The sequence below is a fragment of the Mesorhizobium sp. M1A.F.Ca.IN.020.06.1.1 genome (assembly GCF_004023265.1).
Classification (GTDB): Bacteria; Pseudomonadota; Alphaproteobacteria; order Rhizobiales; family Rhizobiaceae; genus Mesorhizobium.
Genome location: NZ_RZSR01000264.1, coordinates 1 through 6,458, shown reverse-complemented (window position 1 = coordinate 6,458; position 6,458 = coordinate 1). Strand labels below are relative to the sequence as shown.

The 6,458-nt window shown below is 63.2% G+C and carries 10 protein-coding genes and 1 pseudogene; 10 read left to right on the top strand and 1 reads right to left on the bottom strand.

Annotation, left to right across the window (positions count from 1 at the left end):
* Positions 1-62 precede the first annotated feature (62 nt).
* Positions 63-305: a hypothetical protein gene (locus EOA60_RS13970; RefSeq protein WP_095802614.1), complete on the bottom strand. Its 243-nt coding sequence runs from the start codon at positions 303-305 to the stop codon at positions 63-65.
* 366 nt (positions 306-671) lie between these two features.
* On the opposite strand from EOA60_RS13970, the gene EOA60_RS13965 reads away from it, so the two are divergent.
* The 10 genes and pseudogenes from EOA60_RS13965 to EOA60_RS13920 all read left to right on the top strand — a co-directional run.
* Positions 672-989, top strand: a complete 318-nt coding sequence (locus EOA60_RS13965) for a hypothetical protein (RefSeq protein ID WP_095802615.1) — start codon at positions 672-674, stop codon at positions 987-989.
* A gap of 113 nt (positions 990-1,102) precedes the next feature.
* Positions 1,103-1,357: a hypothetical protein gene (locus EOA60_RS13960; RefSeq protein WP_067320542.1), complete on the top strand. Its 255-nt coding sequence runs from the start codon at positions 1,103-1,105 to the stop codon at positions 1,355-1,357.
* A gap of 89 nt (positions 1,358-1,446) precedes the next feature.
* Positions 1,447-2,421, top strand: a complete 975-nt coding sequence (locus EOA60_RS13955) for an alpha/beta hydrolase (RefSeq protein WP_095826177.1) — start codon at positions 1,447-1,449, stop codon at positions 2,419-2,421.
* Between the two features lie 93 nt (positions 2,422-2,514).
* Complete coding sequence (locus EOA60_RS13950) at positions 2,515-2,946, top strand: hypothetical protein (RefSeq protein ID WP_127239686.1); 432 nt, start codon at positions 2,515-2,517, stop codon at positions 2,944-2,946.
* Positions 2,943-4,163: a divalent metal cation transporter gene (locus EOA60_RS13945; protein ID WP_095826176.1), complete on the top strand. Its 1,221-nt coding sequence runs from the start codon at positions 2,943-2,945 to the stop codon at positions 4,161-4,163. Before EOA60_RS13950 ends, EOA60_RS13945 begins: the two co-directional genes overlap by 4 nt.
* Positions 4,163-4,522: a hypothetical protein gene (locus EOA60_RS13940; protein WP_067320534.1), complete on the top strand. Its 360-nt coding sequence runs from the start codon at positions 4,163-4,165 to the stop codon at positions 4,520-4,522. The genes EOA60_RS13945 and EOA60_RS13940 overlap by 1 nt, the downstream gene beginning before the upstream one ends.
* 2 nt (positions 4,523-4,524) lie before the next feature.
* Positions 4,525-4,854: a hypothetical protein gene (locus EOA60_RS13935; protein ID WP_095826175.1), complete on the top strand. Its 330-nt coding sequence runs from the start codon at positions 4,525-4,527 to the stop codon at positions 4,852-4,854.
* Positions 4,820-5,647 carry a hypothetical protein gene (locus EOA60_RS13930; protein WP_245322510.1) on the top strand — a complete coding sequence of 276 codons (828 nt, stop codon included), beginning with the start codon at positions 4,820-4,822 and terminating at the stop codon, positions 5,645-5,647. Before EOA60_RS13935 ends, EOA60_RS13930 begins: the two co-directional genes overlap by 35 nt.
* Positions 5,644-6,036, top strand: coding sequence for a phage holin family protein (locus EOA60_RS13925; protein ID WP_066994794.1), 393 nt, complete (start codon positions 5,644-5,646; stop codon positions 6,034-6,036). The genes EOA60_RS13930 and EOA60_RS13925 overlap by 4 nt, the downstream gene beginning before the upstream one ends.
* Positions 6,033-6,458, top strand: a pseudogene (locus EOA60_RS13920) (DUF3618 domain-containing protein); the annotation flags it as partial. The gene EOA60_RS13925 and the pseudogene EOA60_RS13920, both read left to right, overlap by 4 nt.

The window sequence follows — 6,458 nt, the reverse complement described above, 5'->3', positions numbered from 1 at the left end:
GCCTAAAACATATCCACCGAAAGTCGAAACCGGCTTCGGGACCAAGACGTGCGTGACAGGCTTTAGTCGCCACGATGCTTGTTGTGGCCGCTTTCCTGATTCTTGCCGCGAAGGATGTTGCGATCATCGGGGTCGACGAGGTCGGGCGTGTCGCTCCTGAGGTCCGAACCTTTCCGCCGCGCTTCGCGCTCCGCGGCCGGCTGCTTCAGCTCCGCCTTGGCGTCGAATTCCTTGGGCGCGTTCTTCGTGTTCTCACGTTCTTCCAGGATGCGCACTTGCTGGTCATGGGTTCTGCGTCCGCTCATCGGTTCCTCCTGTTCTTTCGTCGGTAACGGCAGTTGGACTCGATCGTTCCGAACATGCGCAAGGCGTTTCGGGTGCCTGAAAGTCAGGGCGCCAGATGACCTAATCACGCGGGAAATCGAAACCGACTGCGAGGTGTCGAGGAGGTGATCCGGTCGATCGAGGAACGCTGCTGAGGAGCCGCCATTCCTGCGCTAAGCGTTCCAGATCGACTGGAGGGCGCAGCTTCCCGTCGGGCCGTGGATGAGCGATCCCGTCTGCCGCGAAGATCCTCGTTGTAACCGCTCAGACGAAAGACGCGGCAACGCAAGCCCCGCCAGAGGAACATTGGCAGACGGCGGCCGTTCTCAGCTCGAAGGAGGCGGCTCATGAGTGCAACCAAGGAGTTCTTTCGAAGCTGGCTCGAGGAGAACGTCGGGAACTTGCCTGCCGACACACAAGTCAGCGTTCCGGTGCTTGTGCGACAGTTCGAGCAGGACGCCGACGCCGCGGGCTACGGGCACGAGGTTCGCGAGGAGGAAATCGGCAATATCGAAGATGCAATCGAACGGGCGCTCGACATGACGGCCGAGCAGGAGGACCCGACAGAATCAAATCATCGGAAAGAGACCTCGCTTGCCCCGGTCATTGAAGCTCTCGAGGAGTCGGAACCGGCACAGGCGGAAGACCATGAGGATCGGGACTGACCAACTGCCGCACGGGATAGCCGGAACAAAGAAACAGCTCGCCTGTTGGGCTGCTTGTGAACAGATCGGCACGTGATCCGCCGACGTGGCAGGCCAGATAGGTAAGTAAGCCAATGACGAAGCATTCTGCAAAGGACGATCCGTCCAAACTGGGATCGGACAGTGACCGGGCGAGCGAGCAAGGCACAAAGCGAACAGATAAGCGTCTGCCGCAGGAAGATCCTGTCGAGGGCGCGCGTGACACGGTGGAACGCGAGCTTGAACGGCAAGATCGACCGGTCGACGCTGAGGGAAGAGAGCGCGAACGCAGGGCTCTCCAGGAACAGGTCGATGAGGAGACGAAGCTGCCTCAGAAGGGCTCGGCCTGAAAGCTCCTTCTTTGGAAGCCAGCGCCTGGGTACATCCGCCGCTTCTCTCAACAGCGGCTTGTGCCATGGCTCCGTAGCAGCACGGGATCATGCCTGACATCGCCACGTTCAACGACGTGGTCCTCCTCCTTGCCGCGGCAGCGGCCGGGCTTGCCCTCTACAATGGCCTGCGGGCGCGGCGGGCGTTACGCGGCCGACGTTTTGGACGCTTCGTCGAAGTCGACGGAGCGCGGCTGCACCTGATCGAGGATGGCCAGGGCATGCCGCTGTTGTTGCTGCATGGCAACGGCTCTTCGGCCGAGGATTTCACGACAAGCGGCATCGTCGACAAAGCGGCCGCAGACTATCGTGTTCTGGCTTTCGACAGACCAGGCTTCGGCAGGAGCTCGCGCCCGATCGGCAGGATCTGGTCGGCCGCCGCGCAGGCCGATCTGATCGATGCCGCGGCCGCCAAACTCGGAATTGGACGCTATATTGTTCTTGGCCACTCTTGGGGTGCCGCCGTTGCGCTCGAGATGGCGCGACGGCGCCCTGGGCGCGTTGCCGGGGTCGTGCTTCTCTCCGGCTACCACTATCCATCGCCAAGGTTCGAACTCGCCCTGTCGGGGTTGCCGATCTTGCCTTTGATCGGAACGGCCTTCCGCCACACCTTGCTGCCGCCGCTGGTCAGGCTTGGCTGGGCTTGGTCAATGCGAAAGATATTTGGCCCGGCGGCGATCTCGGCGGCATTCACCGCAACGACGAGGGAGTTGGCGAGCCGCCCCTCGCAACTGCGGTCGATCGCGGCGGAGTCCTTCCTGATGTGGATCGCAGCGGCGTTTGTGACGCCTCGGCACAACGACATTTCCGTTCCTGTTGGGATAATCGCCGGCGCCGGCGATCAGCTTTTCGACGCGCCGGCCGAGGCGTTTCGGCTGCACGCGGATCTCGCAAACTCGGTAGTCGATATCGTCCCCGATGCCGGGCATATGGTGCACCTGTCAGCCCCGCAGGCGGTGCTCGCCATGATCGACAAGATCGCTGCCCTTTCGACCACCGAGGACGCGCAGCGGAGCGACCGATAAGCGGCAGTGCCGTGCAACCGGCCTACGGCGGGGAACCTTCCGATCCACGCCGCTTTATCTCCATGTTCGAAGCAGCAGCAGTGAGAGGAAGCATTGCGCAGCATCGCTCGGCGAAAACTGCCTTTACTGCAGGTGCTTGCACTGACACTTGCTTCCTGCTCCTCGTCTGAAACCGTCGAACAGCAATCGAAGCGTGCCGCCTCGACCGCGCAGGCGGCGGTGCTGGTCACCGATGCCTGGCTCTCCGGCGCCGCGCCGTCCCACTACGCGTCCTCTGCCCTACAATCCTTCGCCGAGACACTCGCCGATGCCGGCCGGCAAGTGGAATCGGCCTCGCCGTCCGATCCTGCGACGCGAGACACGCTGAAGGCGGCGATCAGCCGGCTGTCCACCGCGGCAAGCGGGGCCGACAGCGCGGTCGAGGCCGGACAGCAGGCGCAGGCCAGCCGGGCACGCAACGAGCTTCGCGCCGCGCAGGCGGATCTCGCCACGGCCTATCGCGGCTATTTCGCGCCGCAACGATGAAGAAGCTGCTGGAAATTTCGCTTGGCGTCGTGACCAGCGTTGGTGGCTTCCTGGAGGTCGGTTCGATGGCGACAGCGGCGCAGGCAGGCGCCCTGTTCGGCTTCCAACTCATCTGGGCGATCGTGCTCGGCACCATCTGCATCATCTTCCTGGTCGAGATGGCCGGTCGCTTCGCCGCCGTGAGCCATCACACCATCGCCGACGGCATCCGCGAACGCTTCGGCTTCAATGCTTTCCTTTGGCCGCTGCTTGCAGTCCTGCTGGTCAATTTCCTGGTCCTCTCGGCAGAAATAGGCGGGGTTGCCATTGCTGCCGAGCTTGCCACCGGGATCGGCTTTCAATGGTGGGCATTGCCAGCGGCTTTCCTCGCATGGCTGCTGCTGTGGAAAGGCACGTTCGGCCTCATCGAGAAAGGCGTGTCGATGCTTGGCCTGATCACGCTCTGCTTCGTCGTCGCAGCGGTGATGCTAAAGCCCGAATGGAAACAGGTGGCTGCCGGTGCCGTGCCCAGCCTGCCGCAACACGATACGGCGAACTACTGGTTCATGGCCGTCAGCATCCTCGGTGCTTCCATCTCGCCCTACCTTTTCATGTTTTATTCCTCGGGCGCGGTCGAGGATCAATGGGACAAGAGCTATCTCGGCACCAATCGGGCGATTGCCGGTCTCGGCATGAGCTTCGGAGGAACGATCTCCGTGGCCGTGCTGATCGTGGCCGCGCTTGTGCTCGGCGCCCATGGCGTGAACCATGTGGACGACTACAACCAGCTCCCGCTGATGCTGATCTCGGTGTTCGGCTTCTGGGGCTTCGTCCTTTTCGTCGCATCGCTCGGCATCGCCTGTTTCGGAGCCGCTCTGGAAGTGGCGCTGCAGCAGGCTTATCTCGTCGCGCAAGGGTTCGGCTGGATCTGGGGCGAGGATCTCAAGCCGCGCGACGATCCCGGCTTCAGTCTCGTCTACACGCTCACGCTTTTTCTTGCAGCCGTTCCGATAGCGCTTGGTCTCGACCCGCTGAGGCTCACCATCTTCTCAATGGCGTTGACCGCCGCCAGTCTGCCGCTGACGGTCGTGCCGTTCCTCTTCCTGCTGAATGACGAGCGCTATGTCGGCCAGCACCGCAACGGCGTCATCTCCAATGCCGCCGTGATCTTCGTCATCGCGCTCGGCTTCGTGCTGGCGGTGGTGACTATTCCCCTGCAGATATTCGGAGGCACCTGATGCAGCTGCTGCGCGATATCCTGGACAAGCAGGTCGTCGACCGCGAGCAGGTCAAGATCGGCAAGGTGGATGGACTGGTCGCCGAGCTGAGGCAGGGCAAGCCGCCGAGGGTCGTTGCGGTCGAGCTTGGCGCGATTGCGCTGGCCCGACGGCTTGGCGCTCGGCCTGGGCGATTAACGGCGCGGCTGGCCGCAAGGCTGAGCGGGAAGCAGCAGGCACGGCCGCATCGCATCGCTTGGACCAAGGTGCGCGACATCGGCGTCGACATCGAATTCGATATCGACGTGCGCAGGACCAAGATCTTGGCCTGGCAGAGCTGGCTGCGCGATCGCATCGTCGGCCGAATCCCGGGAGCCTGAGGATGGCAAATGTGAATCTCGAGCATCTGGCTGGCCGGCGCGTTCTCACGCAGGGCGGCAGGAGCATCGGCCATATCGAGGAGGTCATCGCCGAGCAGGACGACGACGACCTCGTCGTCACCGAATTCCATGTCGGCATCTTCGCAGCTTTTGAACGCCTGTCGGCCTCGGCCATCGGCACCGCATTGCTCGACTTTTTCGCGCTGCGCTGCCGCGAGGGCCTCTACCGCATACCTTGGGACAAGCTCGATATCTCCGATCCGGCGCAGCCGCGGCTGCTCTGTTCGGATGACGAGCTTGCCGGCTTCGGAGGCGCCGATCGGGGTAAGTAGCTACTTACAAAAAATCCTGGTCGCGAAAGGGAACATCGCGGCCAGCGCGAAGTTGGAACAGGCAAGGAGGAGCCTGCGCCATGAACAGTGTCATCTATCTTATCGGTCTCATCGTGGTTGTGCTCGCGATACTCTCCTTTCTCGGCTTTCACTAGGAGGCGTCATGCAGCGCGAAAATAATCAGGGCCGCGAGCCGGCCGACTTCGCCAAGGCGAAGACCGAAGTTTCCGATCGAGTTAAGAAAGAAACCCAAAGCGCCGGCGAAGCGCTCCACGATGCCCGCGACGAGGTCGCTCGCAGGGCAGTCGACTATGCGTCGGAAGCACAGGAGGTCCTGTCGGAGAGGGCCGAGGAAACGCAGCGCGACATCGGATCGAGCCTGGCGGCATTCGGCGGCGCTCTGCGTGCGGCAAGCGACCATCTGGCAAACAGCGACCAGAGCTCGGCGTCGAATTTCATGCGGGATGCGGCAGGCGGACTGGAGAGGCTGTCCTCCTCGTTGAAGCAGAAGCCCTTCGGCGAGGTGCTTGAGGAAATTCAGAACTTCGGCCGCCAAAATCCCGGCACTCTGATCGCTGGTTCGGTGCTGGCAGGACTGGCGCTCGGACGGTTCATAAAGGCTTCTCCCCCGGAAACACGCCGCGCGGGGCAGAGCGCAGCGACGCCACGGAAGACTGGTAGGGAAACGAGCAGGCAGACTGGTGCGCAGGCGAGCGAGCCATGGGATGACGCGACGACCAATTGGGGCGTCGACGGCGGCGCTCCCAGGAAGGCAGCGGAGCTAAAGAAATGAACACTCAAGACAACCAAAGCCTCGGCACTCTGGTCGCCGATCTGGCACAGCAGGTGAGCACGCTGGTGCAAACGGAGGCCAGACTCCTGCGGGCGGAGCTATCCGAGAGCGTGACTAAAGCGGAGGCCGGCGCCGTCGGGGTTCTGGGCGGCGCGGTATGTCTTCTCGCCGCGCTGATAGTGCTGCTGCAAGCGCTCGTCATTGCCCTGACCCGCCTCGGCCTGGGCGCCGGCTGGTCCGCCTTGCTCGTCGGAGTGGTCGTTGCCGTGCTGGGTGTCATCCTCCTGCGGACCGGCATGGCGAGCATGTCGCCCTCCGAGCTCGCGCCGGACCGTACGCAGGAGCAACTGAAGCGTGACGCGAACGTAATCAAGGAACAAGCGAGATGAGCGACAAATCCGCAGCCGAACTCGAACGCGAAGCCGAGGCCACGCGCGCAAGGGTGGTAGCGACCGCCGAGTCCATTCGAGGCAAGATGACGCCCGGCCAGCTCTTCGATGAGTTCACCGGTATTTTCAGCCGCGGTGCAGGCTCCGACATGCTCCACAACCTGAAGGCTCAGGTGCGAGACAATCCTCTGCCACTGACTGTAATCGGCGCCGGTCTGGCCTGGCTGATGCTGGGCAGCGGCGCTTCCGCCGCCGCGCCCGGCTACGCGACCCGTCGCGGTTCCGACGGGCATGACGGCACACCCACGGCGGGAACCGGAGCCATGACTTCGGACACCTATGCCTCTGTCGGCGACATGGCCAGCGGTGCGGCCGGCACTGTCTCGGGAATGGCCAGCAGTGCGGCCGGCGCCATGTCTGCC

What these genes read in the sequence shown, in the direction of transcription:
- EOA60_RS13955 (WP_095826177.1), top strand. Translation starts at nt 1,447, where the DNA reads ATGCCTGACATCGCCACGTTCAACGACGTGGTCCTCCTCCTTGCCGCG.
- EOA60_RS13945 (WP_095826176.1), top strand. Translation starts at nt 2,943, where the DNA reads ATGAAGAAGCTGCTGGAAATTTCGCTTGGCGTCGTGACCAGCGTTGGT.
- EOA60_RS13935 (WP_095826175.1), top strand. Translation starts at nt 4,525, where the DNA reads ATGGCAAATGTGAATCTCGAGCATCTGGCTGGCCGGCGCGTTCTCACG.
- EOA60_RS13970 (WP_095802614.1), bottom strand. Translation starts at nt 305, where the DNA reads ATGAGCGGACGCAGAACCCATGACCAGCAAGTGCGCATCCTGGAAGAA.
- EOA60_RS13940 (WP_067320534.1), top strand. Translation starts at nt 4,163, where the DNA reads ATGCAGCTGCTGCGCGATATCCTGGACAAGCAGGTCGTCGACCGCGAG.
- EOA60_RS13965 (WP_095802615.1), top strand. Translation starts at nt 672, where the DNA reads ATGAGTGCAACCAAGGAGTTCTTTCGAAGCTGGCTCGAGGAGAACGTC.
- EOA60_RS13925 (WP_066994794.1), top strand. Translation starts at nt 5,644, where the DNA reads ATGAACACTCAAGACAACCAAAGCCTCGGCACTCTGGTCGCCGATCTG.
- EOA60_RS13960 (WP_067320542.1), top strand. Translation starts at nt 1,103, where the DNA reads ATGACGAAGCATTCTGCAAAGGACGATCCGTCCAAACTGGGATCGGAC.